Below are 23,232 nucleotides of genomic sequence, written 5' to 3'. Positions count from 1 at the left end.
TCAGACGCGTTCGATGACGGTTGCGGTGCCCATGCCGCCGCCGATGCACAGGGTGATCAGGGCGGTTTCCCTGTTCGAGCGTTCCAGCTCGTCCAGCGCGATGCCGGTGATCATGGCGCCGGTGGCGCCGAGCGGATGACCCATGGAGATGCCGCCGCCGTTCACGTTCATCTTGTCGTGCGGGATGTTCAGCGCCTGCATGTAGCGAAGCACGACCGCCGCGAAGGCCTCGTTCAGCTCCCATACGTCGATGTCGGCGACCGTCATGCCCAGCTTTCCGAGCAGCTTGTTGGTCACAAACTCCGGACCCGTCAGCATGATCGAAGGCTCCGAGCCGATCGAGGCGGCGCCCTTGATGCGCGCGCGGGGCTTCAAGCCCAAGGCCTTGCCGGCCTCCAGGGTGCCGATCAGGACGCCGGCCGAACCGTCGACGATGCCCGACGAGTTGCCGGGCGTGTGGACGTGATTGACGCGTTCGACCTCGGGGTAGCGCTGGCTGATCACGGCGTCGAAGGCCATCTCGCCCATCATGGCGAAGGACGGGTTGAGCCCGCCCAGCGACTGCATGTCCGTGTTCGGACGAATGGTCTCATCACGGTCCAGACGAACCAGGCCAAGTTGATCCTTGACCGGCACGACCGACTTCGAGAACCGACCGTCGGCCCAGGCGGCGGCGGCGCGCTTGTGGCTCTCCATCGAATAGGCGTCCACGTCGTCGCGGCTGAATCCGTATTTCGACGCGATCATGTCGGCCGAGACGCCCTGGGGCACGAAATAGGTCGGGAAGGCGGAGGAGGGGTCCACCGGCCAGGCGCCGCCGTCACTGCCCATGGCCACGCGGCTCATCGCCTCGACACCGCCGCCGACGGCGAAATCGGCCTCGCCGGACTTCACCTTGGCCGCAGCCATGTTCACGGCCTCCAGGCCCGAGGCGCAGAAGCGGTTGATCTGCACGCCGGCCACCGTCTGGGCCCAGCCTGCGGACAGAACGGCCGTGCGTGCGATGTCCGCGCCCTGTTCGCCCACCGGCGAGACGCAGCCCAGGATGACGTCGTCCACCTTGGAGGTATCCAGGCCGTTGCGGTCGCGCAGCGCCTCCAGAACCTGGGTCGCCAGCGACAGGGCGGTGATCTCGTGAAGCGATCCGTCCTTCTTGCCCTTGCCGCGCGGCGTGCGCACGGCGTCGTAGATATAGGCCTCGGTCATGGGGTCAGTCTCCATTGAGGACGGATTGGAAGGTCAAGCGTCTAAAGCCGACGTTTACGTCAACGTCAAGATAAGAGTTGTCGCGCCTTGGAACAGCCCCCATCGCGGGGGATTTCTGTGCGATGAACACCCGAAGCCTTCTCACTGCAATCCTCGCCGTGCTCGCCCCGGCCGTGAATGCCTGCGCCCAGTCCGGCCCGACGGAGGAAGCGCCCTGGATCGAACCGGCCTCCGAACAGGCCCGGACGCTGCGATCCATCGTGCCCGCTGACGACGCCCGACCGTCCGATGAGGTCGAGGCGCGACTCCTGGCGGCCCACAATCGGGCGAGGGCGCAGGACAACGCGCGGCCGCTGATCTGGAGCGAAACGCTGGAGGCCGAGGCGCGGGACTGGGCCGTCGAGCTGATCGACAGCGGCCGCTTCGCCCACGATCCGCGCCCGCATGGCCATGGCGAGAACCTGTGGATGGGGTGGGGCGCCCGCGCCTTCACGCCCGAGGACATGGTTGGCGACTGGGTCAAGGAGCGCGCCTCCTATCGGCCGGGCGTCTTCCCGAACGTCAGTCGCACCGGTGACTGGATCGCGGTCGGCCACTACACCCAGCTGATCTGGCGCGACACGACCCACGTCGGCTGCGCGGTCGAAAGCCGGGGCGACCGGGCCGTGCTGGCCTGCCGCTACTCTCCGCCGGGCAATATCGACGGTCGCAGGCCCTGACGCCGTCCACGCGGGCGCTTGGCAGACCGCCTCGACGTTGAACCCGTCGGCGCCCAAAACGCGAAAGCCGGCGGGATCGCTCCCGCCGGCTTCGTGGTCTTCTTCGGCAACGCCCTTAGGCGGCCTTGGCCTGCATGGCGTCGGCATTGACGGCCGCATCGGCGATCGTCGTCAGGTCCTCGTCGGTCTGGCTTTCCTCCTGCAGGGTCTCGTCCAGCAGTTTCGCCGCGTCGTTCAGGCCGAGCACCAGCGCCCAGCGCTTCAGCGTGCCGTAGCGGGTGATCTCATAGTGTTCGACGGCCTGGGCCGCTGCGAGCAGGCCGGCATCCAGCGCCGCCGTACCCTTGTATTCTTCCATGATCTCCTCGCCCTCGGCCAGGATGCCTTCGATGGCGTCGCAGGTCTTGCCTCGCGCGGGCTTGTCGATGATCTCGAACACCTGCTGCAGGCGTTCGATCTGGCCCTCGGTCTGGCTCTTGTGCTTCTCGAAGGCGGCCTTCAGTTCGGGCGACTGTGCGGCCCGCTGCATCTTCGGCAGGGACTTCAGGATCTTCCGCTCGGCGTAGTAGATGTCCTTGAGCGTGTCGTGAAACAGGGTGTCGAGTGTTTTCTCGGCCATGGTGCAAACCTCTTGATGATGCGCCCAGCGCGCGCAGCATCAAATCCGTTGGGATCACCATGGTTCCTACGTACGCGAAGCGACTCTAGGCGGTCTTGAGTCGTTTCAGGTCCGGCGGCGTGGCCTCCTCGGTCAGGATGCGGATGGCGTCCTCTACGGAGACCACCTCCTGCGCCTGCGAACCCAGACGGCGAATGGCGACCTCGCCCTTCTCGGCTTCGCTGCGGCCGACGACGGCGATGACTGGCACCTTGCCGACCGAGTGTTCGCGCACCTTGTAGCCGACCTTCTCATTGCGCAGATCGGTCTCGACGCGCAGGCCCGCCGCCTTGAACCTGGCGGCCACTTCCTCGGCGTAGCCGTCGGCGTCGGAGGTGATCGTCGCCACCACCGCCTGCACGGGCGCGAGCCACAGCGGGAAGGCCCCGGCGTAATTCTCGATCATGATGCCGATGAAGCGCTCGAACGAGCCCAGAATGGCCCGGTGCAGCATGACCGGACGATGCTTCTGACCATCCTCGGCGATGTAGGTCGCATCCAGTCGTTCCGGCAGGACGTAGTCGAGCTGGATCGTGCCGCAGGTCCATTCGCGGCCGATGGCGTCCTTGACGATGAAGTCCAGCTTGGGCGCGTAGAAGGCTCCGTCGCCCTCGGTCACGACCGGCTCGGTTCCGGCGGCGCGGGCGGCCTCGGCCATCAGGGCCTCGGCCTTGTCCCAGAACTCGTCCGTTCCGGCGCGGTTCTCGGGCCGTGTGCCCAGGCTGATGTAGGCCGTCTCCATGCCGAGGTCGGCGTGGACGCTGCGGGCCAGGTTGATGAACTCGGACGTCTCCTCGACGATCTGGTCCTCGCGGCAGAAGATGTGAGCGTCGTCCTGGGTGAAGCCGCGCACCCGCATCAGGCCGTGCAGCGATCCCGACGGTTCATAGCGGTGGCAGGCTCCGAACTCGGCCATGCGCAGCGGCAGTTCGCGATACGAGCGCTGGCCCTGGTCGAAGATCTGCACGTGGCCCGGGCAGTTCATCGGCTTCAGGCTCAGCTCCTCGCCCTCGACCGTCTCGCAGACGAACATATTGGGCCGGTACTTGTCCCAGTGTCCGCTCTGTTCCCAGAATTTGCGGTCCAGCACCTGGGGCGTCTTGACCTCGACATAGCCGGCGGCGTCGAGGCGGCGGCGCATATAGGCCTCCAGCACGCGCCACAGGACCCAGCCCTTGGGATGCCAGAAGACCATGCCCCGGCCCTCTTCCTGCATGTGGAAGAGTTCCATCGCCTTGCCGACCTTGCGGTGGTCGCGCTTCTCGGCCTCCTCCAGACGCAGCAGATAGGCGTCGAGATCTTCCTTCGTCGCCCAGGCCGTGCCGTAGATGCGCTGCAGCTGTTCGCGATTGCTGTCCCCGCGCCAGTAGGCCCCGGCCAGCTTGGTCAGCTTGAACGCCTTGCCCACCGACTTGGTCGACGGGAAGTGCGGCCCCCGGCACAGGTCGATCCAGTCGCCCTGCTTGTACAGGGTGATGGTGTCCGTGCCCGGCAGGTCGCGGATCAGTTCGGCCTTGAACTTCTCGCCGCGCGCTTCGAAGAAGGTGATCGCCTCGTCCCGGTCCCAGACTTCGCGCTCGAACTTCGCGTCGCGATCCACGATCTTCGACATCTCCTTCTCGATGGCGGCGAAATCGTCGGTCGAGAAGGGCTGCTCGCGGAAGAAGTCGTAATAGAATCCGTCCTCGATGGCCGGGCCGATCGTGACCTGGGTGCCGGGGAACAGCTTCTGCACGGCCTCGGCCAGCACGTGGGCCGTGTCGTGGCGGATCGTGTACAGCGCCTCGGGATCGTCGCGCATGATCAGACGGAAATCGCCCCCCGTCTCCAGCACCCGGTTCAGGTCGCGCTGCTCGCCGTTCAGCTCGGCCAGCACGGCCTTCTTGGCCAGGGACGGCGAGATGGCGTGGGCCACGTCCCGCGCGGTCGATCCGGCCGGATACTCGCGCGTGGCGCCGTCGGGGAATTTCAGTTCGATCATGGCGTATTGGTCTCGACTGGCGGAACCGGGTCGTATCCCGACCCGCCGAAGGGGTGGCATTTACAGAGCCGACGCAGGGTGAGCCATCCTCCTTTTCGCAAACCATGCTGGATCAGGGCGTCGCGGCCATAGTCCGAACAGGTCGGCAGGAACCGGCACGACTGGCCGAAGAAGGGGCTAAGCGTCACCTTGTAGCCCCGATGGGCCGCGCGGACGCCGCGTTCGTAGAGAGTGCCGGAGCTGGCCATGGTGCGGGCTTATCCCTTGCCGCGCCGGCGAGGGCAACTCGGTCTCAAGTCGCGCGAAGCGCGGTAGACCAAGAAGGATGTCCTAGGCGGCGCCCGCGAGACGAGTTCGTGTTCCCAGAGCCTGTGAGACGGCCTCCAGCGTCGCCTCGATGGCGACCATGGTGGAGGCATGACGCGCGGGGTAGTCGGCGACCTGTTTCAGGGCGCGCAGGCCCTCGAACCGGCCTTCCGGGCCGTCGCCGCCCGACTTCAGCATCGACAGCATGGCGTCCCGGGCCGCCTGCAATTCCCCGGTCGTCGCGCCGATGACGACCTCGCCGACCACGCCCGCCGCCGCCTGGCCCAGCGCGCAGGCCTTCACATCCTGGGCGAAGTCCGCGACACGACCGTCCGCATCCAGCACGACATCGACCGTCGCCCTGGATCCGCACAGTTTGGCGACCCTCTCGCCCGTGCCCGCGGGCGAAGCCAGCCGCCCGGCGTGCGGCAGGTTGGCCGCCAGCGTCAGGATGCGGGTGCTGTAGAGGTCGTCGATCATGTCCGCCGATATAGGCCCTGCGAGGCGTCCCGAGAAGGCGACGACCTCACGCATCCGTCAGGTCAGGTGATTTGTCATCGGAACGATTGCCGGGTTAGCGTTCTTTCCGTCCCCGACGCTTATGTCTCCGAACTGCCAAGGATTTTGCATGCGCCTGACCCTGATCGCCGCCGTTTCCGCCGTCGCCCTGCTGGGTGGAGCCGTCCAGGCCTCCGCCGCCGCGCCGCTGACCACCGCGACCCAGGCGACCGAATATTCCGACGCCCAACTTCAGGCCTTCGGCACGGCCATGACCGCCGTCCGCGCCGCCGCTCCGACCGACGGCACGACCCCGAATGCCGACCAGCAGGCCGCCATGGCCGCTGCCGTCGCCTCCTCGGGCATGGACATCACCGCCTTCAACGCCCTGGCCACCGCGGTCTCGACCGACGCGGTTCTGCAGGCGCGTCTCGCCGTCCTCGCCACCCCGGAGTCGCCGGCCGGTTCGGTCGCCGCCTCTGTGACCGACGCCGAGGTCGCTCAATTCGGAGCGGCCATGGTTCAGGTGCGTGCGGCCGCTCCTGCCGACGGCGCGACTCCAACCACGGAACAGCAGGCCGCCATGGCCGCCGCGGTCTCGGCCTCGGGTCTTGCTCTGGATCGTTTCAACGCCATCGCCGGCGCGGTCTCGACCGACGAACGCCTGCGCGCCCGTCTCGAACTCGCTGACGCCAAGGGCGGCTGAAGACTATTGTCCCTGTAGCGAGGACCAGGTCCGGACCAGGGCGGGGGAGGCGGTGTCGGTGTCGACCCCCGCCGTCGTCGGCCGGACCTGGTTCCTCAGCCACTCAAGATTGCGCTCGGCCGCTTCGGGCGGCAGGTCGCGACGGATGATCTGTTCGGCTTCCGGGATCCTGCCCTGAAGCCCCAGCGCCATGGCCAGGTTCAGCCGCATCTGCATCGAGGCGTTCGGCTGGGCCACCGCGCGGCGCAACAAAGTCTCCGCGCCCGCCGGGTCACCGCCCGTCATCTGGGCCATCGCGGCGTTGTTCATCACCTCGGCATTGTCGGGCGACAGGCGCAGGGCCTCGTTCCAGACGATCCTCGCGTCCTCGGCGCGCCGCACCTGCTGATAGGCCACGCCCAGCAACGACAGAGGCCGCCAGTCGTCGGGGGCCAACGACTTCGCCTGCTCCAGGGCGGCGATGCCGTAGAAGGCCTGACCTCGTGCGATATGGGCCCGACCGATCTCCAGCATGGCGTCGACGTTCTGGGGCTGGTTGACCAGCACCTGCTGGGCGGCGACCACGGCCTGGTCGTTCTGGCCCATCTGGCGCAGGGCCTCGGCCAGTTTCACCCCGGCGACTGGGTCGGCGGGATTGACCTCGACCTCTCGCGACCAGAAGACCGACCGCGCCAGCGGATCGAGGCGGCTGTAGGCGGCGCGCTGCTCGGCCGTGGCGGGGACGCGGGGCGCTGCGACCTGTTCGGTCTGGGCGGACGCAGGGCCGGACAGGGCCAGGCCCCCCACGAGGGTCAGGGCGATCAGTGCGATTGAGCTTGAGGCCCGGGTGCGCGACATGGGACGGTCCGATCGGATTTCTGCCCCTCAAGAATCGGCGCTTCGCGTCAAGCATTGGTTAATATCCGCCCCGGGTCCTATCCCGTGATGATGCGAAGCTTTTCGTGGTTGAAAAATCGATTGCTCCGTTCTAACAGCCGCGAGCTTTCGTCCTTTCACCAGGTCAGAGCCGCGTGGGCGAGGTTCGCCAGCCCAAACAGGAACGCCGCCGAGGGGCCAACCTCGGCGGCGTCTTCGCAGATAGGCGCTAGCCCAAATCCACGAACCTGCTGATGATCTTGATCGTGAGAACGATCAGGTCTTCAAGCCAGGCCGGGGGCCGCTTTAAAGCGCGCCCCGTCTGGTTTTTCATGGTGTCCTTCTATTTCACCAGGTCGTCGGAGTGCGTCTCCGCCCGTGTAAGCCGTCTGCCTACGGACGTGTGCTTAGGAGCGGATTGCAAAGCTCGTTTGACAGAAAATCGCCCGATTATTACAGTTCGTCCGTATAGAGACAAAACATAGCGTTATTGTATCAAATCTCGAGCCTTATTGCTCTCCTTCTTGTTGGACCGCCTTGGTCGATCAGCGCTGCGGCTCCATGATACCGATAGGATACTGTTGCTCATGACCCTGATCTCGCCCGCCGCCCTCATCGCCGCCGACGCCCCCGATGCGGCCGCCGCCGTTCCCGTCCGTTTCGTCGGTCCGAAGGCCGCGCTCTCCCCGTCGGCCCAGGCCTGGGCCGGGCGGCTCGGTTTCAGGGGCAAGACGGGCGAGGTGCTGGCCGTCCCCGACGCCTCCGGCGGCATCGACCATGTGCTGGTCGGCGCCGGCAAGAGCTTCGATCCGATGAGCGCCCGCGCCCTGTCGGCGAAACTGCCCGCCGGCCTCTACCGGCTGGAGGCGGAAACGGAGGAGGCCCGCGTCGCGGCCCTGGCCTTCCTGCTCGGCCGCTACGCCTTCGATCGCTACAAGTCTAAGGATCGCCCCGATGTGCGGCTCGTCGCACCCGATGGCCTCGACACGGCGGAAGCTCTGCGCATCACCGCCGCCTGCGCCCTCGCCCGCGAGATGGTCGACACCCCGCCCGCCGACATGGGGCCGTTGCAGATGGAGACCATCGCCCGCGAGATCGCCGAGGCTCACGACGCCTCGATCTCTGTTGTGACCGGCGATGATCTGCTGGAGGAGAACTACCCGGCCATCCACGCCGTCGGCCGCGCCGCCGCCCCGCATCGCGCGCCCCGGATCATCGAGATCGGCTGGAATCTGGACAGGACCGACCGGCCCCTGATCGCCCTGGTCGGCAAGGGGGTCGCCTTCGACACCGGCGGGCTGGACATCAAGTCGGCCGCCGGGATGCGCAATATGAAGAAGGACATGGGCGGAGCCGCCCACGCCCTCGCCCTCGGCCGACTGGTCATGCAGGCTGACCTGCCCATTCGCCTGGTGGTTCTGGTCGCGGCGGTGGAGAACGCCATCTCCGGCGACGCCTTCCGGCCCGGCGATGTGCTCAACAGCCGCAAGGGTCTGACTATCGAGATCGGCAATACGGACGCCGAGGGCCGGCTGATCCTCGCCGACGCCCTGGCGCGGGCGGGCGAGCACGACCCCGACCTGACGCTGGACTTCGCCACCCTGACCGGGGCCGCGCGCGTCGCCCTGGGGCCAGAACTGCCACCCCTCTATACGGATGACGAGGCCCTGGCCGCCGATCTGCTGGCGGCGGCGGATCGGGTGCGCGATCCGCTGTGGCGGATGCCGCTATGGCCCGGCTATCGCGCCGCCATCGATTCGGACATCGCCGACGTGCGCAACGATTCGGCCGCCTGGGCCCAGGGCGGGTCGATCACCGCCGCCCTCTTCCTGCAGAAATTCGCTCCGACGACCGGCGCCTGGGCCCATCTCGACGTCTTCGCCTGGAACAGCCGGGGGCGCCCTGGCCACCCCGAGGGCGGCGAGGCCCAGAGCCTGCGCGCCGCCTACGCCATGCTGAAGGCGCGATACGCGGGCTGACCCGCCAACGCCGGTCGATCGTCGTCGGAGTTGAGTGGCCCCCGCGAGCCCGGCGACCGCACCTTGCGCGTCCGGCTGGCCGAGCAGGCGCGGACCCGGGTGACGAGCCGGTCGACCAGGACGCGTCCCTGTATCCGCGCGACCTTCAGCCCGTTGGACGCCAGAACGGCTGCGGTGATCAGCAGGGCGTCGATCATCACGCCGACGTCGAACATCACCGCCCAGGCCAGGATCTCGGGCGCCATGAAGCCGTAGACGATCAGCCCTTCGGCCTCGAACAGCAGGGTCATCACGATCCCCACCCCGACCAGGGCGGAATAGAAGGCGATCCGCCACACGGCCGTCCGGTTCAGCCACCGCGCCGGCGCCTCGATCAGCCGGTGGGTCAGCGACCGCGCAACCTTTGTCTCGGGAAACAGAACGACGACCGCCGCGACCATCATCGTCATCAAGGCCAAGGCCAGCATCACCCCTCCGAAATCCCGTCGCACTGAACTGGCATCCCCGGAGCGTGAATCAAGATGTGCACAGACTGTCTTCCCATTAACGGGACTTTCGCCTTCGTCTGGCACAAGGATCAGCCAACCGTCAGGGCCTTCGCTTGAACGACCTCTCGACCGACTTTGACCCCCGCACCACCCTCGCCCGGCCCGATCTGGCTGCGCAGGGGCTGGAGGGGCGCGTCCGGGCCGAGGCCTTCCGCGCGACCGAGCCGATGCGGGGCGGCGTCCCCGTCGCCGACATCCACACCGAGGCGGATCCGACATCGGAGCGGATCGACCAGCTTCTGCACGGCGAAATCTTCGACGTCCTCGACCGGCGCGGCGGACGCGTCTGGGGCCAGGCCCGTCGGGATGGAACCGTAGGCTGGATGGACGCCGCCGACCTCGTTCCGTATCGCGCCCTGCCGACGCGCCGCATCACCTCTGCGAAATCCGCCCTGCCGCTGAACGCCCTGACCGACGAAGTCCTCGACAGCGCTCCCATCGGCGATTTCGACGCCGATCCCGTCGCGGTCGCCGAACGCCTCCTCGGCGTGCCTCACAGCCTCGGCGCCCGCTCGTCGGTGGCGACCGATTGCTCCGGCCTGGTGCAACAGGCCCTGTACGCCTGCGGCCTCCCCGGCCCGCGCCGTTCCGACGGCCAGGCCCGGCTCGGCGTCGCGATCTCGCGTGATCAGGCCCGTCGCGGCGACATCATCGTCTGGCTGAACCTTTCCGGCGGCCAGAGCTGGACCGGCCATTCGGCCTTCATCCTCGACGAGACTCGCGTCATCCACGCCACGGGGTTTCACGGCGCGGTGACCATCGAGGATTTCGCCGGGGCCGACGCCCGCTATCTCGCCGACGGCTTCGAGCCCGCCGTCTTCCGGCGTCTCTGACGCCTGAAACGAAACAGGCGGCCCGAAGGCCGCCTGCTCGAACTCAGAACTATTCGACCGCCTATTGCGCCGGAGCGCTCGTCGCGGCGGGTGCTGCGACATCGCCCGTCTGGGTGGCCGAAGCGCCTGCGCCGGCGGCTGTCGCCGGAGCCGCGCCGGCGGGACCGCCGGCTTCGGCGCTGGCCGTCTCGGCGCCCGGAGCAACCGCTCCGTCCACAGCGGCGACTTCGCCCTCGGCCGGCGCGGCCGCGCCCGGCTGGCGCGCGGGATCCGGAGCGGGGATCGCATAACCCGCCGAACCCTGGCTGCGCAGATAGGCGATCAGGTTGATGCGCGTCGGGGTGTCGCGCAGGCCGGCGAACGACATCTTGGTGCCGGAGACATAGCGGTTCGGCGCGGTGATGAACTGGTCCAGTTCGTCATAGCCCCAGTTCGGCGCCACGGCCTTGTGGGCGATCATGGCGTCCGAATAGGCGAAGCCGGCGCTGTGCAGGACCGGACCACCGACGACGCCGTAAAGGTTCGGACCGATGCCGTTCGCGCCGCCCGCGGCGATGTTGTGGCAGGCCTGGCAGCGCGCGAAGGCGGCTTCACCGGCGGCCAGATCGGCGATCGGCAGGACCGTGCCCCAATCCGGAGCCAGCTCGACCTCGGCGGCGCCCGCATCGGCCTCGTCAGGGACGTTGACCAGATAGCCCATCTTCTCCGGGGCATGCGGCGCGTAGATCGCGCCAGAGACTTGCTGGACCACCAGGATGGCGAACACCGTCCCCAGGCCCGCGCCGAAAATCTTGTTCCACTTCAGATCGCCGCTCATCGCGTCGTCGCATCCCGCTTCTAGAGGCCCGGCCGGCTCGGCAAACCGGGCGAAATCTTGATTGGCGGTCTCTTACACGCTAGCGCCGCCTTCGCAACCGGCCCCGGACCTCACTTTGAGTGGCGGGGCGTCGCATAACCGGAAGGCCCGCCGTGACGCCTTTGATATTGATACCCACTCGCATGTCAGCGACCCGCCTTCCGGGCAAGCCGCTAGCCGATATCGGGGGCAAACCCATGGTGATCCGGGCTTGGGAACAGGCCCTCCTGTCGGGCCTGCCGGTCGCCGTGGCGGCGGGGGACCAGGAGATCGTCGATGTGATCGAGGCGGCGGGCGGCCGCGCCGTCCTGACCGATCCGGCCCTGCCGAGCGGCTCCGACCGGGTCCTGGCCGCTCTGGAGATGCTCGACCCCGACGGCGAATATGATTCGGTCATCAATCTCCAGGGCGACATGCCTTTGGCCGATCCCGGCATCGCCACCGCCTGCGCCGCCCTTCTGCATGGCGAGCCCGGCTGCGACATCGCCACCCTCGTCGCGCCCGAGGCCGATATCTCGGACCGGACCAATGTCGACGTGGTCAAGGCGGTGCTGGCCATCGCGGAAGGGCGGAAACACGGCCGCGCCCTCTATTTCACCCGCTCGACGCTTTACGGTGACGCGCCCGTCTGGCGTCACATCGGCGTCTACGGCTACCGCCGCGAGGCGCTGAAGCGCTTCTGCGCCGCCCCGCCCTCGCCATTGGAGAAACGTGAAAAACTGGAACAGCTGCGGGCGCTTGAGATCGGCCTGTCGATCTGGGCGGCGGTGATCGCCGAAGCGCCGATCTCCGTGGACAACCCCGCGGACCTGGAGGCGGCGCGGGCGCTGGCGAGCAGAGAGCAGGGACTAGGGACTAGGGATTAGGTCGGAGGGCCGCGCCGTGACTGCGAAATCCTACAAGGACCTTCTCGTCTGGCAGAAGGGTGTCGACCTTGCCTGTGATGTCCATCGGCTGACCCGTCTTCTCCCGAAGGAAGAAGCGTATCGGCTCACGAGCCAGATCATCCGTGCATCGAGCTCGATTCCGGCGAACATCGCAGAGGGCAATGGCCGAAACACGCGCCGGGACTACGCTCACTTCGTGGGTATTGCGCGAGGGTCGGCTGCCGAACTCGAGACTTTCCTCATCATCATCCAGCGGCTTGAGCTGGCGCCGCAGGAAAAGGTGCAGGAGCTCCTGGAGAGGACCGAAGAGGTTGGCCGGATGCTGAACGCGCTTCGATCACGATTGGCAGCGCCGCCCGACCCTCCAGCCTAGTCCCCAGTCCCCAGTCCCCAGTCCCTAACCCCTAACCCCTAACCCCTAATCCCCAGTCCCTTCCACCTCGAACCCGTCCACCCACGCCTGGATCAGGGTGCGGGCGATAGCGAACCTCGGCGGCGCCTTGATCGGGTGGGCGCCGGCCAGCACCGCGCGCGCCTCCTGCTTCGTCAGCCAGGCGACGGATTCCAGCTCGGTCATGTCCGGCGTTGCGTTGTCGTCCGACACCTCCGCGATCAGGCCGATCATCAGCTGCGACGGGAAGGGCCAGGGCTGGCTGGAGTGATAGCGGACGGCCGTTACCGTCAGCCCCGCCTCTTCCTTGATCTCGCGGGCGCAGGCCTCCTCGATCGTCTCGCCGGGTTCCAGGAACCCCGCCAGGGCCGACATCCGCCCCGCCGGCCAGGCCGCCTGACGCCCCAGCAGGCAGCGCCCCTCGAACACCGGCAGCATGATGGTCACCGGGTCGACGCGCGGGAAATGTTCGGTCTTGCAACTCGGGCAGACCCGCCGCCAGCCCCCCGCCGCCGTCTTCGTCTCATGCCCGCAGTTGGCGCAGAAGCCGTGCTTCCGCCGCCAGTCGAACAGGGACTTGGCCCCGCCCGCCATGGCCGCCTCAGGGCCCAACAGCACCGCCGCCGCCTCGCGCATCCCGGTGAAGGCGCCCAGCCCTTTGATCGGACCCTCGGCCGGATCCGACGGTCCTTCGAACTCGACGGCGAACACCGGCGCCGACTTCCACAGGCCCAGGAAGATCTCGCGATCGGCGTCGCGTATCACGTCGCGCGCATGGGTCAGGGCCAGCCAGGCCAGTCGCGGCCCGTCCGGGTGGTCCTCCAGCAGGGGCTGCCCGTCCCAGAAGACCATGGACAGGGCGTCCGGGCTCTCGCCCTGTTCGACCAGCCATTCGGGCGTGTTTCGGAAGTCTCCAGCGCGATCCAGCGGATTGCCGGCGAAGGTATTGAGGACGGGGAGGGCCATGGCCGCTCTCTAGCGCCGTTCCGCATCGCAGGGGAGAGGCGCCTTGATCTCGCCGCCGCGATTCGCGATATGGACCTCGGAGATCGCGGGCGAAGGCTTCGCCAACCTGGTCAGGGCCGGAAGGCAGCAGCCACAACGAATTCCCCTTCGGGTCGCGGTCTCCACTTCCTTTTTTCTTGGTGCGCTAACGCTCGCGACGCGGTCGCTTGCTGCATGAGCGCGGGGTGAATGGCTCTGGCGGGAACCTTCACCGTTCCCGCTCGCTCCCTTGGTCCGTCCAACCGGAGCGATATCATGAGCATTCTCGGCAACATCCTCGGCAAGATCTTCAACCGCGACAAGGACAAGCCTGCGGCCCAGCCTGCGCCGACATCCACGCCGGTCCAGCCCCAGGTGACGGCCGCCGCCGCCACAGCGCCTCAGCCCGCTCAACCGGTCGATGTCGCCGGCATCCTGAACTTCATGAACGACCAGCGGGACCAGAAGCTGAACTGGCAGACGTCGATCGTCGACCTGATGAAGCTTCTGGGCATGGAAAGCTCGCTCGCCGAACGCAAGGAACTGGCCGATGAGCTCGGTTACACCGGCGACATGTCCGACAGCGCCTCGATGAACATCTGGCTGCACAAGCAGGTGATCCAGAAGATCGTGGACAACGGCGGCCAGCTGCCTCGCGATATGACGTCGTAATTTTCCTTTCGTCATCCTCCTGCAAGCCGCCCTTGCGGCGCAGACCGGGGGACCCCGCGGCGCGCGAGAGCGCGAACCTGTCGCTGGCACCGTCACTTCGATATTGTGAGTGAACAGATCGCCTTCGGCGCCGCTGCGTCCCCCGGTCTTCGCTGCGCTACGCCTGAGGATGACGAAAGAACGGACAGAGAGTCGCGCGGTCCGCCTTACTCGCGGTAAGACGGTCCCATGACCGACGTCGACCTTGATTCCGGCGATCCGCCCTGGGCGGAAGACGACGATGCGCCCGAGCGTGACGAGAACACCGACGACATGTTCGGCGCGCCCGCTCCTGCGCCCGTCGCCGCGCCGACCGTCGAAGCGAAACCGGTCAAACCGATCCCCGTCTCCACCCCCGCCCCGGTCGAGGGAGACGGCGAAGCCTATACGGTCCTCGCCCGCAAATACCGGCCGAAGACCTTCGAGGACCTGATTGGCCAGGAGGCCATGGTCCGGACCCTGACCAACGCCTTCGCCACCGGCCGCATCGCCCACGCCTTCATGCTCACGGGCGTCCGGGGCGTCGGCAAGACCACGACCGCCCGCCTGCTGGCCCGGGCCCTGAACAACGAGACCGACGTCATCGACCGGCCCTCGCTGGAGCTGACCGCCTTCGGCCGCCACGACGCCTCCATTATGGCCGGCCAGCATATGGACGTCATGGAAATGGACGCGGCGTCCCACACCGGCGTCAACGACATTCGCGACATCCTCGAGAGCGTCCGCTACGCACCCGTAGAGGCGCGCTACAAGGTCTACGTCCTCGACGAAGTCCACATGCTGTCGAACCAGGCTTTCAACGCCCTGCTGAAGACGCTGGAAGAACCCCCGCCCCACGCCAAATTCATTTTCGCCACCACCGAGATCCGCAAGGTTCCGGTGACCATCCTCAGCCGCTGCCAGCGCTTCGACCTGCGTCGCGTCGAGCCCGAAATCCTCGTCGAACATCTGGCCCGGATCGCCGGCAAGGAGGGGATGAAGGTCGAGGACGACGCCCTGGCCCTGATCGCCCGCGCCGCCGAGGGCTCGGTCCGCGACGGCCTGTCCCTGCTCGATCAGGCCCTGGTCCAGGGCGAGAAGGGCGAGCCGGTCGCCACCGACACCGTCCGCGACATGCTGGGCCTGGCCGACCGTTCCCAGACCATCGCCCTGTTCGAACAGATCATGGCCGGCCGCACGCCCGAGTCCATCGAGACCTTCCGCACCCTCTACGGCTACGGCGCCGATCCCGTCCAGGTGACCAACGACCTGCTGGAACACTGCCACGCCGCCTCGGTCGCCAAGATGCTGGGCCCCAACGCCACCCGTCTGCCCAACGACCAGGCCCAGCGTCTGGCCGCCATGGGCGCGGCGGTCTCGGCCGGCACCCTGTCGCGAACCTGGTCCATGCTGCTGAAGGCCCTGGACGAGGTGCGCCGCGCCCCATCGCCGGCCGACGCCGTCGAAATGGCCATCGTCCGTCTCGCCTACGCCGCCGACCTGCCCGGCCCGGAAGAGGCGCTGAAAAAGCTGCAGAACGGCGAGACGCCGGGCGGCTCCGGCGCGCCGCGTGGCGGCGGGGGAGGGGGCGGCGCATCCGCCCAGCTCGCCATGCGCCCGGCCGCCCGGCCCAGCCTTCCCGACCCGCAAACCTTCGAGGCCGTCGTCGCCCTGATCGGCGAGAAGCGCGAGATCGCCCTGCAGATGGACGTGCAGCGCTACGTCCGCCCGGTCGCCTTCAAGCCGGGCGCCCTGACCTATGAACCTGTCGACGGCGCCCCGGCCAACCTCGCCACCCGCCTGTCGTCCCGGCTCAAGGAGTGGACCGGCCGGCAGTGGTTCGTGGTCGCCAATGGCCAGGGCGGCGGCGAGACCCTGATCGAGGTCGAGAAGCGCGGCCGCGCCGAGGAACGCGCCGAGGTCGAGGCTGACCCCTTCGTGATGGCGGTGCTCGCGGCCTTCCCCGGCGCCGTCGTCGGCGAGATCAAGACCCTGGCGCCCTCGGTCGAGATGCCCGCTATTCCGGATGAGGCTGACGAGGATCAGGACTGATCCTCCCCAGGAGCGAAGCGAACGGGGGAGGGGGACCGCGCGAAGCGTGGTGGTGGGGGCGGAACCACGCACCGTGTCTGGGGTCGCCCCCTCCACCGCTTCGCGGTCCCCCTCCCCCGCTGGCGCGAGGGAGGATTGAGCCCTATCTAGAGCCCATGAAAGATCTCAACGCCCTGATGCAACAGGCCCAGGCGATGCAGCAGAAGCTGCAGGACGCCCAGGCTAAAATGGCCGAAACCACCGCCGAGGGCACCTCCGGCGGCGGCCTCGTCACGATCGGCCTGAAGGGGCCCGGCGAGGTGACCTCGGTCAAGATCGACGACAGTCTGATGGTCCCGGGCGACACCGAGATCCTGTCCGACCTGATCGTCGCCGCCCATGCCGACGCCAAGCGCAAGCTGGACGCGATCAACGCCGAGCTCATGCGCGAGGCCGCCGGTCCGATGGCGGGGATGAACATCCCGGGCATGCCGAAACTCTTCTAGGTGGCCGCCTCCGCCGGACCCGAGATCGAGCGTCTGATTTCGCTCCTGGCCAAGCTGCCGGGGCTCGGTCCCCGTTCGGCCCGGCGCGCGGCCCTGGCCCTGCTGAAGAAGCGCGAACAGCTTCTCGAACCCCTCGCCGCCTCTCTGGCCGAGACGGCGGCCAGGGTCGTGTCCTGCTCGGTCTGCGGCGCGCCCGACACCCGGGACCCCTGCTCGATCTGCTCCGACACCAGTCGCGACAACGCCCTGATCTGCGTCGTCGAGGAGGCGGGTTCGCTGTGGGCCATGGAACGGTCCGGCGCCTTCCGCGGCAAATACCATGTGCTGGGCGGCCTGCTGTCGGCGCTCGACGGCGTCGGCCCCGAGGCTTTGCGCGTCTCCGAACTGGTCGGCCGGGTGAAGGGCGGAGAGGTGCGCGAGGTCGTCCTGGCCCTGCCCGCCACCGTCGACGGCCAGACCACCGCCCACTATCTCGCCGACCGTATTTCGGCGACGGGGGCCGGAAACGCGGTCGAGATCACCTCTCTTGCCCGGGGCGTTCCCGTCGGCGGCGACCTCGACTGGCTCGACGACGGCACCATCGTCCAGGCGCTGCGGGCCAGACGACCGGCGTGACGAAACGCCGGGGTTGAACCGCCCCGCCAAACACGCTCTGATCCGGCCGATGGAGGATCGTGCGATGGGACGTGAGATCAGGGTGGCGCTGGGCGCCTCCGCCGGCATCGCCGCCCTCGTGATCGGCTTCATCTTCCTGATCCGCTACGCTGTGCCGGCGATCCTGGAAGCCCATTTCGCGGGCAGTCTGATCACAGCCTCGATCGTCGGCATCGCCGGCGTTCTGGCCCTCGTCTGGGCCGCGTGGAAATTATTCGCCTGGGCGTCGCGTGCGCTCGGCGCTGGGGGAAGCGACCAATGACATTCGGCGCCGACGTAACCCGCCTGAAGTCCTCTCTCCCCGGCGCCTCGGCGGGGCGGACCATCGCCCTGATCGTCCTGATCCTCGTCCTGATCACCGTCGGCGGCATCAGCGTCTCGTCGTGCAGTGTCACGGTCGAGAGCGGCTATATGGGCATCAAGACCACCAAGTTCGGCCCCAACCCCGGCGTCCAGCGCGATGAACTCGGCCCGGGCTTCCACTGGGAAGGCATCGGCGAGAAGATCCGCACCTATCAGACGCTCCAGCGGACCTATTCCTACACGCGCGAAGCCAACGCCGACGGCCGCGAGAACGAGGAGATCATGTTCTCCGACGTCCTCGGCCTGCCGATGACGGCCGACGTCGCCCTGACCTTCAAGGTCCGTGAAGACAAGGCCGCCGATCTCTATGCGACCTGGCGTCAGGAGTTCGACGCCTTCATCGACGGGCCGCTGCGGACCTCGGTGCGCGCCGCCATCGCCCGCGAGACTGAGAAGCTGCCCGTCGCCTGTAATGCCGAAATGGGGGCTCCCGGCCGCGCGCCCATCATCGCCGTCGCCCCGGTCGAGGGTGCGCCTCTCCCCGTCGGCACCCAGGACGCCGAGGACTGCCCCGGCCAGCTGATCGGCCCCGGCCGCCAGATTGTTCTTCAGCGCGCCATGGAGGCGCTCCAGCGCGAATGGACGCCCCAGGGGCTCGACATCATCCGCATGGAATGGGTCGGTTCGATCCGCTATCCGGAGAGCGTCGTCGCCGCCATCCAGTCGCGCACCACGGCCGAACAGAACACGCGCGCGGCCCTCGAACGCGTCAATCTGGAACGCGCCAACGCCGAGGCCCGGATCGCCCAGGCGCGCGGCCAGGCCGAGGCCAACCGCCTTCTGGCCGAATCGATCCGCTCCAATCCGGAGGTGGTTCGACTGCGCGAGGTCGAGCGGACGCTCGGCATCTGCCCGCTCAGCGCCGACACCTGCGTCGTCGGCTCGGACGTCAACATCTCGGCCCTGATCGCCTCGCGCGACGGTGCGGCGGCGGCGCAATAGGAAAGATCGTTCCGGAGAAAACCTGCGTCCGATTTTGACGCAGGCGGATGTCAGGATCGGGCATGATGCTCCACGCCCTCCTGATGCTGAACCCGACTCAACGGACTATCCGGACTCCTGTTTTCCGGAGTCGGGTTTCCCGTTCCGGACTCAACGGACTATCCGGACTCCGTCTCCGGGAGTCGGTTGGCTCTGGGCCCGGCGCGACTCTGTCGACTCTGTCGAGTCTATTTCTGGAGTCGCTCCGGTCGGTGGCCTGCCCCGGCGACTCCCGCTAAGGAACGGAGCATGAACACGCTCTCGATCATCCTCGCCGTCGTTTCGCTGGTCCTCGCGGCCGGTTTCCTGTGGGCCTTCCTCGGCTGGCAGAAGGCGATGAACGCCCTGACTTCGGCCCAGGAAAAGGTCGCCCTGGTCGAGGAGAGCCGCACCACGATGGGCGATCTGCTGCGCGCCCAGGCGGCGCAGTCCGCTCAGGTCATCGCCGACCAGATGGTCACCCGGGCCACCGAGACCTTCCAGGCCCAGGACCGGGTCGCCCGCGAACGGATGGAGGCCCAGCTCAAGCCTGTCGCCGAGACCCTGGCCAAGTTCGAAACCCAGGTCGCGGCTCTGGAGAAGGCGCGGGCGGAGGAGACCGGCACGCTGAAGGAACAACTCTCCGCCCTGATGATCGCCTCGACCGCCACCCGCGACGAGGCCAAACGGCTGACCGAGGTCCTGCGCGGCAACACCGGCCGGCGGGGTCGCTGGGGCGAACAGACCTGCCGCAACGTGCTGGAGGCTGCCGGCATGGCGGGCCGGTTCGACTTCACCGAACAGTCGTCCAGCGCCAGCGACGAGGGTCGCCAGATGCGGCCGGACTTCCTTGTCCGTCTGCCCGGCGGCGGCCTGTTCGTCATCGACGCCAAGGTCCCCCTGGCCTTTCCTGACGCCGCCGAACCCGACGACGAGGCGCGCGACGCCGCCATGGCCGCCCGCAACGCCGCCAGCATCAAGAACCACGTCCGCGATCTTTCGGCGAAGGCCTATCAGGACCAGTTCAAGCCCAGCCCCGACTTCGTCGCCCTGTTCGTGCCGTCCGACGCCTTCCTGTCGGCGGCGCTGGACCGCGAACCGGAACTGATGACCGATGCGATGGCGCGACGCGTCATCATCGTCACCCCCTCGACCCTGTTCGCCCTGTGCAAGGCCGTCGCCTACGGCTGGCGGGCCGAGGAGCAGTCGCGCAACGCCGACGAGGTCGCGAAGCTGGGCAAGGAGCTCTACAAGCGCCTCTCGGTCATGGGCGGCCACGTCTTCGGCGTCGGCCGGGCGCTGGAACAGGCCGTGGGCAAGTACAACCAGTTCGTCGGCTCGCTGGAGAGCCAGGTCATGGTCTCGGCCAAACGGTTCGAGGACCTGCAGGTCGATCACGAGGGCAAGGACCTGCCCGAGCTGTCCGCTATCGACCAGTCACCCCGCGTCCTCAGCCGCCCGGAACTGGTCCACGACAAGGCCGCCGGAGCCTGATTGACCGGCGCCCCGAGTTTTGACAAGCTCGCTTGACATCGGCTGCAGTCGGTGTAAAACATCCTTGTCATTTCGATGAGGGTGCGTGTCGTGGCTCTGGAGGCTCGAGTGTCGGAACAACCGCTGAGGCGCTACGGGGCCGTCATGGGTATCTGCATCCTCGCGGGCATGGCTGCCGGGGCAGTGGCCGGCGTCGTCAGCGCGACCTCCGACGAGGCCAGCCTCGGCGGCGCCGCCTTGATCGCCACGGCCGTCGCCCTGGCCATGGCCGCCGGCCTCTGGGCCTGCTTCCGGTGGTGGAGGGGTCTCGATGAAGCCGCGCAGGAAGCCCACAAATGGGCCTGGTGGTGGGGCTCCACCGTCGGTCTCGCCTTCGCCGGCGTCATCCTGATGACCCTTCGCTACGGTGTGGGCGATCTCGGCGAGGCGCCGGTCAAGGACATCCTGATGGTGGGCGCCGTCCTCGTCGCGGGCTGCCAGACGGTCGGTTACGGCGTCGCCTGGGCCGCCTGGTGGCTCAAGCGGCGGTGACCTCATGAACAATCACCTCAGAACCCTGCGCGCCGACCGCGGGTGGAGCCAGGCCGACCTGGCCGCCGCCCTGGGCGTCTCACGCCAGACCGTCAACGCCCTGGAGACGGGCCGCTACGACCCCTCCCTGCCGCTTGCCTTCAAGATCGCCCGCGTGTTCGACCGTCCCATCGAATCCATCTTCTCCGACGAAGGAGCCTGATCATGATGTCCCGTTCCGAGATTTCGCCCCAGCCGCTCGTCATCAAGATCCTCGGCGGTCTGGCCCTGGCCGCCGTCGGCGCCCTTACAGGCTATGCCCTGGCTAACGCCATCGAGGGGCGCAACATGCCCTGGGCCGACAGCCTGGCCCTGGCCATGGCCGTCGCGCTGATCGCGATCGGCGTGCTGAGCGCCATCACCATGGCCTTGCGCCCCTCGACCGTACCGAAGGGCTGCGGCGTCCTTCAGATCGTTGTCTTCCTGCTCGCGGGAGCGATGTTCCTGGCCCCCCTCTACGCTTCTGCGTTCGTCACGGCCGACATCGTGTTTGCAGCCATCGTGGTCCTGCTGGCCATCCAGACCGTGGCCAACGTCATGCTCTGGCGCCGTGCGGACGAGATGTTGCGACAGGTCATGGCGGAGACCAGCGCCATCGCCTTTTGGGCGCTGCAGACCGCCCTGTTCCTCTACGCCGCGGCCGAACGGCTGGGGCTTGTGGATACGATCAGCGGCTGGGGTCTGACCGGCATCCTGATGGCCGTGTACCTCGTGTCCTCCATCGTCGCGGCCGCTCGCCGCGGCATCCACTGAACCCCCTCCCGCACCACAGGATTTTGTAGCATGACGCTCGTCAGCCGCCTGAAAGCCACCACCGCCTCCCTTGGACGGGCCACCATCGGCATTGCCCTCGGGGTCAGCCTCGCCGCCGCCCTGCTGGCCGGCGCGCCGAGGGCCTTCGCCCAGGATGCTGTCCCCGCTCACGACCATGCCGCCATCGTCCCGGCGACCGGCGAGGGCCCGGCCCTGTGGTCCGTCTCCGACGCCGATTCGACCATCTATCTGTTCGGCACGGTCCATGTGTTGCGCCCCGACACCCCCTGGGGTTCGGCCAAGGTCGATGCCGCCTTCGACGCCAGCCAGAACGTCATCTTCGAGATTTCCAATCCCGACGATCAGGCCGCCCTGATGCCCCTGATCCAGCAGTACGGCCTCTCGCCCCAGACGCCGCTGTCCAGCCTGCTGACGCCGGAGGAACTCGCCGCTCTCGATACGGCCGCCCGCTCCATCGGCGGGAGCGCGGCCCAGTTCGACCCCCTCCGTCCCTGGCTGGTCGCCCTGTCCCTGTCTGTCGCTCCGCTGGTGAAAGCCGGCTACGATCCCAAGTCGGGCGTCGAACTGATCCTCAAGCATCGCGCCGAGGAGGCTGGGAAGCCGGTCACGGGACTGGAGACCATCGACCGGCAGGTCGAAATCCTGGCCGGCCTGTCAGAGGCGACCCAGCTCGCCTTCCTGCGCTCGACGCTGGAGGATTTCGACGAGGCCACGACCGAGCTCGACACCCTCGTGGACGCTTGGGCGACCGGGGATGTCGAGACCATAAACCGTGTCGGCGTCATCGACATACGCACCGCTTCCCAGGAAATCTATGATGCCCTGCTCACCCGCCGCAATACTGTCTGGGCCGACCAGATTCAGACCATGCTTGCAGGATCTGGCGTGACCTTCATCGCCGTCGGCAGCGCCCACCTCGCCGGCGACGACAGCGTCCAGGAAATCCTGGAAGCGCGCGGCGTCCAGGTCACGCGCCGGTAGCACCGTCTGTCTGTCGCAAAACCAGCCCGAATGCGATCAACGGCTTGCGTGAGCGTGACAAAACGCCAGACTTCCAGGCAACATGAGAGACATTCGGAAGGGCGTGTCGCCTAAGCCGCGACCGGCATCCGGGCGATGTGGCAGTGGGTCCACAGCCTGTCCATCGCCGCGACCAGGGCGTCCATCATGCCGTCGTCGTGGTTCGGCGAGGGCGTGAAGCGCAGACGCTCGGTGCCCTTCGGCACCGTCGGATAGTTGATCGGCTGGACATAGATGCCGTGGTCTTCCAGCAGCATGTCCGAGATCATCTTGGCGTGGACCGGATTGCCGACGAAGACCGGGACGATGTGGCTCTCGCTCGCCATTACCGGGATGCCGGCGGCGGCGAACCGGTCCTTCAGGGTCTGGGCGCGCTCCTGATGGGCGACCCGCAGTTCGGGGTGCGTCTTCAGATGCCGGACCGAGGCCAGGGCGCCCGCCGTCAGGGCCGGCGGCAGCGAGGTCGTGAAGATGAAGCCCGAGGCCCACGACCGCACCGCATCGATGATCACCGCGTCGCCGGCGATATAGCCGCCCATGACGCCGATGGCCTTGCCCAGGGTGCATTCGACGATGTCGATCCCGGCCAGAACCCCGTCCCGCTCGGCCACGCCCGCGCCGCTCGCGCCGTAGAGGCCCACGGCATGGACCTCGTCGAGATAGGTCATGGCGTTGTATTTTTTGGCCAGGGCGATGGTCCCGGCCAGGTCGGCGATGTCGCCGTCCATCGAATAGACGCTCTCGAACGCGATCAGCTTGGGGG

The 23,232-nt window shown here is 67.8% G+C and carries 27 protein-coding genes and 1 other RNA gene; 18 read left to right on the top strand and 10 right to left on the bottom strand.

Annotated elements, in window-relative coordinates; translation table 11 throughout:
• Entirely contained in the window at window positions 1-1,206 is a 1,206-nt protein-coding gene (locus RMO01_RS01120; protein WP_309627210.1) for an acetyl-CoA C-acetyltransferase, read from the bottom strand.
• 122 nt (window positions 1,207-1,328) lie between these two features.
• Here RMO01_RS01120 and RMO01_RS01115 point away from each other — a divergent pair, with 122 nt between their 5' ends.
• Entirely contained in the window at window positions 1,329-1,925 is a 597-nt protein-coding gene (locus RMO01_RS01115) for a CAP domain-containing protein (RefSeq protein ID WP_309627209.1), read from the top strand.
• A gap of 115 nt (window positions 1,926-2,040) precedes the next feature.
• Here the strand turns inward: RMO01_RS01115 and RMO01_RS01110 are convergent, their stop codons facing one another.
• The 4 genes from RMO01_RS01110 to RMO01_RS01095 form a co-directional block, all read right to left on the bottom strand.
• Window positions 2,041-2,544, bottom strand: a complete 504-nt coding sequence (locus tag RMO01_RS01110) for a ferritin-like domain-containing protein (RefSeq protein WP_309627208.1) — start codon at window positions 2,542-2,544, stop codon at window positions 2,041-2,043.
• Between the two features lie 85 nt (window positions 2,545-2,629).
• Entirely contained in the window at window positions 2,630-4,564 is a 1,935-nt protein-coding gene (thrS, locus tag RMO01_RS01105; RefSeq protein ID WP_309627207.1) for a threonine--tRNA ligase, read from the bottom strand.
• Window positions 4,561-4,812 (bottom strand): membrane protein insertion efficiency factor YidD, encoded by a 252-nt coding sequence (yidD, locus tag RMO01_RS01100; RefSeq protein ID WP_309627206.1) that lies wholly within the window; start codon window positions 4,810-4,812, stop codon window positions 4,561-4,563. The genes thrS and yidD overlap by 4 nt, the downstream gene beginning before the upstream one ends.
• Window positions 4,813-4,894: 82 nt before the next feature.
• Complete coding sequence (locus RMO01_RS01095; protein ID WP_309627289.1) at window positions 4,895-5,350, bottom strand: iron-sulfur cluster assembly scaffold protein; 456 nt, start codon at window positions 5,348-5,350, stop codon at window positions 4,895-4,897.
• Window positions 5,351-5,498: 148 nt separating this feature from the next.
• On the opposite strand from RMO01_RS01095, the gene RMO01_RS01090 reads away from it, so the two are divergent.
• Window positions 5,499-6,074 (top strand): hypothetical protein, encoded by a 576-nt coding sequence (locus RMO01_RS01090; protein ID WP_309627205.1) that lies wholly within the window; start codon window positions 5,499-5,501, stop codon window positions 6,072-6,074.
• A gap of 3 nt (window positions 6,075-6,077) precedes the next feature.
• Here the strand turns inward: RMO01_RS01090 and RMO01_RS01085 are convergent, their stop codons facing one another.
• Window positions 6,078-6,911, bottom strand: a complete 834-nt coding sequence (locus tag RMO01_RS01085; RefSeq protein ID WP_309627204.1) for a tetratricopeptide repeat protein — start codon at window positions 6,909-6,911, stop codon at window positions 6,078-6,080.
• A 605-nt stretch (window positions 6,912-7,516) separates the two neighbouring features.
• Here RMO01_RS01085 and RMO01_RS01080 point away from each other — a divergent pair.
• The gene (locus tag RMO01_RS01080; protein ID WP_309627203.1) at window positions 7,517-8,908 is read left to right on the top strand and encodes a leucyl aminopeptidase family protein; all 1,392 of its coding nucleotides are present in this window, start codon (window positions 7,517-7,519) and stop codon (window positions 8,906-8,908) included.
• On the opposite strand, the gene RMO01_RS01075 is transcribed toward RMO01_RS01080, so the two are convergent.
• Window positions 8,875-9,375, bottom strand: a complete 501-nt coding sequence (locus tag RMO01_RS01075; protein WP_309627202.1) for a hypothetical protein — start codon at window positions 9,373-9,375, stop codon at window positions 8,875-8,877. The genes RMO01_RS01080 and RMO01_RS01075 overlap by 34 nt on opposite strands.
• Window positions 9,376-9,509: 134 nt before the next feature.
• Between RMO01_RS01075 and RMO01_RS01070 the strand changes: the two genes are divergently transcribed.
• Window positions 9,510-10,289 (top strand): NlpC/P60 family protein, encoded by a 780-nt coding sequence (locus RMO01_RS01070; protein WP_309627201.1) that lies wholly within the window; start codon window positions 9,510-9,512, stop codon window positions 10,287-10,289.
• A 61-nt stretch (window positions 10,290-10,350) separates the two neighbouring features.
• On the opposite strand, the gene RMO01_RS01065 is transcribed toward RMO01_RS01070, so the two are convergent.
• Window positions 10,351-11,106: a cytochrome c family protein gene (locus tag RMO01_RS01065; protein ID WP_309627200.1), complete on the bottom strand. Its 756-nt coding sequence runs from the start codon at window positions 11,104-11,106 to the stop codon at window positions 10,351-10,353.
• Between the two features lie 152 nt (window positions 11,107-11,258).
• Here RMO01_RS01065 and RMO01_RS01060 point away from each other — a divergent pair, with 152 nt between their 5' ends.
• Both RMO01_RS01060 and RMO01_RS01055 read left to right on the top strand, forming a co-directional pair.
• Window positions 11,259-12,011: a 3-deoxy-manno-octulosonate cytidylyltransferase gene (locus tag RMO01_RS01060; protein ID WP_309627199.1), complete on the top strand. Its 753-nt coding sequence runs from the start codon at window positions 11,259-11,261 to the stop codon at window positions 12,009-12,011.
• Window positions 12,012-12,027: 16 nt separating this feature from the next.
• Window positions 12,028-12,405 (top strand): four helix bundle protein, encoded by a 378-nt coding sequence (locus RMO01_RS01055; RefSeq protein ID WP_309627198.1) that lies wholly within the window; start codon window positions 12,028-12,030, stop codon window positions 12,403-12,405.
• A gap of 45 nt (window positions 12,406-12,450) precedes the next feature.
• On the opposite strand, the gene nudC is transcribed toward RMO01_RS01055, so the two are convergent.
• A complete protein-coding gene (gene nudC, locus RMO01_RS01050) occupies window positions 12,451-13,389 on the bottom strand; it encodes an NAD(+) diphosphatase (RefSeq protein ID WP_309627197.1) in 939 nt (312 codons plus the stop codon).
• A 75-nt stretch (window positions 13,390-13,464) separates the two neighbouring features.
• On the opposite strand from nudC, the gene ffs reads away from it, so the two are divergent.
• The 12 genes from ffs to RMO01_RS00990 all read left to right on the top strand — a co-directional run bounded on the left by ffs (window position 13,465) and on the right by RMO01_RS00990 (window position 22,430).
• An RNA gene (ffs, locus tag RMO01_RS01045) (signal recognition particle sRNA small type) lies at window positions 13,465-13,558 on the top strand.
• A gap of 125 nt (window positions 13,559-13,683) precedes the next feature.
• Entirely contained in the window at window positions 13,684-14,079 is a 396-nt protein-coding gene (locus RMO01_RS01040) for a DUF3597 domain-containing protein (protein ID WP_309627196.1), read from the top strand.
• Window positions 14,080-14,307: 228 nt separating this feature from the next.
• On the top strand, window positions 14,308-16,149 hold the full coding sequence (locus tag RMO01_RS01035; RefSeq protein WP_309627195.1) for a DNA polymerase III subunit gamma/tau: 1,842 nt from the start codon (window positions 14,308-14,310) through the stop codon (window positions 16,147-16,149).
• 155 nt (window positions 16,150-16,304) lie between these two features.
• Window positions 16,305-16,634, top strand: coding sequence for a YbaB/EbfC family nucleoid-associated protein (locus tag RMO01_RS01030; protein WP_309627194.1), 330 nt, complete (start codon window positions 16,305-16,307; stop codon window positions 16,632-16,634).
• Window positions 16,635-17,249, top strand: a complete 615-nt coding sequence (recR, locus tag RMO01_RS01025) for a recombination mediator RecR (RefSeq protein ID WP_309627193.1) — start codon at window positions 16,635-16,637, stop codon at window positions 17,247-17,249. It begins immediately after the preceding gene.
• 64 nt (window positions 17,250-17,313) lie between these two features.
• Complete coding sequence (locus tag RMO01_RS01020; RefSeq protein WP_303695957.1) at window positions 17,314-17,550, top strand: hypothetical protein; 237 nt, start codon at window positions 17,314-17,316, stop codon at window positions 17,548-17,550.
• Complete coding sequence (locus tag RMO01_RS01015; protein ID WP_309627192.1) at window positions 17,547-18,593, top strand: SPFH domain-containing protein; 1,047 nt, start codon at window positions 17,547-17,549, stop codon at window positions 18,591-18,593. Before RMO01_RS01020 ends, RMO01_RS01015 begins: the two co-directional genes overlap by 4 nt.
• A gap of 288 nt (window positions 18,594-18,881) precedes the next feature.
• Window positions 18,882-20,105, top strand: coding sequence for a DNA recombination protein RmuC (locus tag RMO01_RS01010; RefSeq protein ID WP_309627191.1), 1,224 nt, complete (start codon window positions 18,882-18,884; stop codon window positions 20,103-20,105).
• 108 nt (window positions 20,106-20,213) lie between these two features.
• Window positions 20,214-20,636, top strand: coding sequence for a hypothetical protein (locus tag RMO01_RS01005; protein ID WP_309627190.1), 423 nt, complete (start codon window positions 20,214-20,216; stop codon window positions 20,634-20,636).
• 4 nt (window positions 20,637-20,640) lie between these two features.
• A complete protein-coding gene (locus tag RMO01_RS01000) occupies window positions 20,641-20,838 on the top strand; it encodes a helix-turn-helix transcriptional regulator (protein ID WP_309627189.1) in 198 nt (65 codons plus the stop codon).
• 2 nt (window positions 20,839-20,840) lie between these two features.
• Entirely contained in the window at window positions 20,841-21,428 is a 588-nt protein-coding gene (locus tag RMO01_RS00995; protein WP_309627188.1) for a hypothetical protein, read from the top strand.
• 30 nt (window positions 21,429-21,458) lie between these two features.
• Window positions 21,459-22,430: a TraB/GumN family protein gene (locus RMO01_RS00990; protein ID WP_309627187.1), complete on the top strand. Its 972-nt coding sequence runs from the start codon at window positions 21,459-21,461 to the stop codon at window positions 22,428-22,430.
• A 110-nt stretch (window positions 22,431-22,540) separates the two neighbouring features.
• Here the strand turns inward: RMO01_RS00990 and hemA are convergent.
• The coding region (gene hemA / locus RMO01_RS00985) for a 5-aminolevulinate synthase (protein WP_309627186.1) at window positions 22,541-23,232 on the bottom strand (692 nt) is incomplete at its 5' end.

The sequence above is a fragment of the Brevundimonas sp. genome, assembly GCF_031412435.1.
Taxonomy (GTDB): Bacteria; Pseudomonadota; Alphaproteobacteria; order Caulobacterales; family Caulobacteraceae; genus Brevundimonas.
This window is presented reverse-complemented; position numbering and strand designations above follow the sequence as displayed.

Bases quoted from the DNA above. Each gene is read 5' to 3' on its own strand.
- RMO01_RS00995 (WP_309627188.1), top strand. From the start codon at position 20,841: ATGATGTCCCGTTCCGAGATTTCGCCCCAGCCGCTCGTCATCAAGATC.
- RMO01_RS01095 (WP_309627289.1), bottom strand. From the start codon at position 5,350: ATGATCGACGACCTCTACAGCACCCGCATCCTGACGCTGGCGGCCAAC.
- RMO01_RS01010 (WP_309627191.1), top strand. From the start codon at position 18,882: ATGAACACGCTCTCGATCATCCTCGCCGTCGTTTCGCTGGTCCTCGCG.
- RMO01_RS01035 (WP_309627195.1), top strand. From the start codon at position 14,308: ATGACCGACGTCGACCTTGATTCCGGCGATCCGCCCTGGGCGGAAGAC.
- yidD (WP_309627206.1), bottom strand. From the start codon at position 4,812: ATGGCCAGCTCCGGCACTCTCTACGAACGCGGCGTCCGCGCGGCCCAT.
- RMO01_RS00990 (WP_309627187.1), top strand. From the start codon at position 21,459: ATGACGCTCGTCAGCCGCCTGAAAGCCACCACCGCCTCCCTTGGACGG.
- RMO01_RS01030 (WP_309627194.1), top strand. From the start codon at position 16,305: ATGAAAGATCTCAACGCCCTGATGCAACAGGCCCAGGCGATGCAGCAG.
- RMO01_RS01120 (WP_309627210.1), bottom strand. From the start codon at position 1,206: ATGACCGAGGCCTATATCTACGACGCCGTGCGCACGCCGCGCGGCAAG.
- RMO01_RS01015 (WP_309627192.1), top strand. From the start codon at position 17,547: ATGACATTCGGCGCCGACGTAACCCGCCTGAAGTCCTCTCTCCCCGGC.
- RMO01_RS01115 (WP_309627209.1), top strand. From the start codon at position 1,329: ATGAACACCCGAAGCCTTCTCACTGCAATCCTCGCCGTGCTCGCCCCG.
- RMO01_RS01000 (WP_309627189.1), top strand. From the start codon at position 20,641: ATGAACAATCACCTCAGAACCCTGCGCGCCGACCGCGGGTGGAGCCAG.
- RMO01_RS01085 (WP_309627204.1), bottom strand. From the start codon at position 6,911: ATGTCGCGCACCCGGGCCTCAAGCTCAATCGCACTGATCGCCCTGACC.
- RMO01_RS01080 (WP_309627203.1), top strand. From the start codon at position 7,517: ATGACCCTGATCTCGCCCGCCGCCCTCATCGCCGCCGACGCCCCCGAT.
- RMO01_RS01065 (WP_309627200.1), bottom strand. From the start codon at position 11,106: ATGAGCGGCGATCTGAAGTGGAACAAGATTTTCGGCGCGGGCCTGGGG.
- RMO01_RS01040 (WP_309627196.1), top strand. From the start codon at position 13,684: ATGAGCATTCTCGGCAACATCCTCGGCAAGATCTTCAACCGCGACAAG.
- thrS (WP_309627207.1), bottom strand. From the start codon at position 4,564: ATGATCGAACTGAAATTCCCCGACGGCGCCACGCGCGAGTATCCGGCC.
- RMO01_RS01090 (WP_309627205.1), top strand. From the start codon at position 5,499: ATGCGCCTGACCCTGATCGCCGCCGTTTCCGCCGTCGCCCTGCTGGGT.
- RMO01_RS01075 (WP_309627202.1), bottom strand. From the start codon at position 9,375: ATGCTGGCCTTGGCCTTGATGACGATGATGGTCGCGGCGGTCGTCGTT.
- RMO01_RS01020 (WP_303695957.1), top strand. From the start codon at position 17,314: ATGGGACGTGAGATCAGGGTGGCGCTGGGCGCCTCCGCCGGCATCGCC.
- RMO01_RS01110 (WP_309627208.1), bottom strand. From the start codon at position 2,544: ATGGCCGAGAAAACACTCGACACCCTGTTTCACGACACGCTCAAGGAC.
- nudC (WP_309627197.1), bottom strand. From the start codon at position 13,389: ATGGCCCTCCCCGTCCTCAATACCTTCGCCGGCAATCCGCTGGATCGC.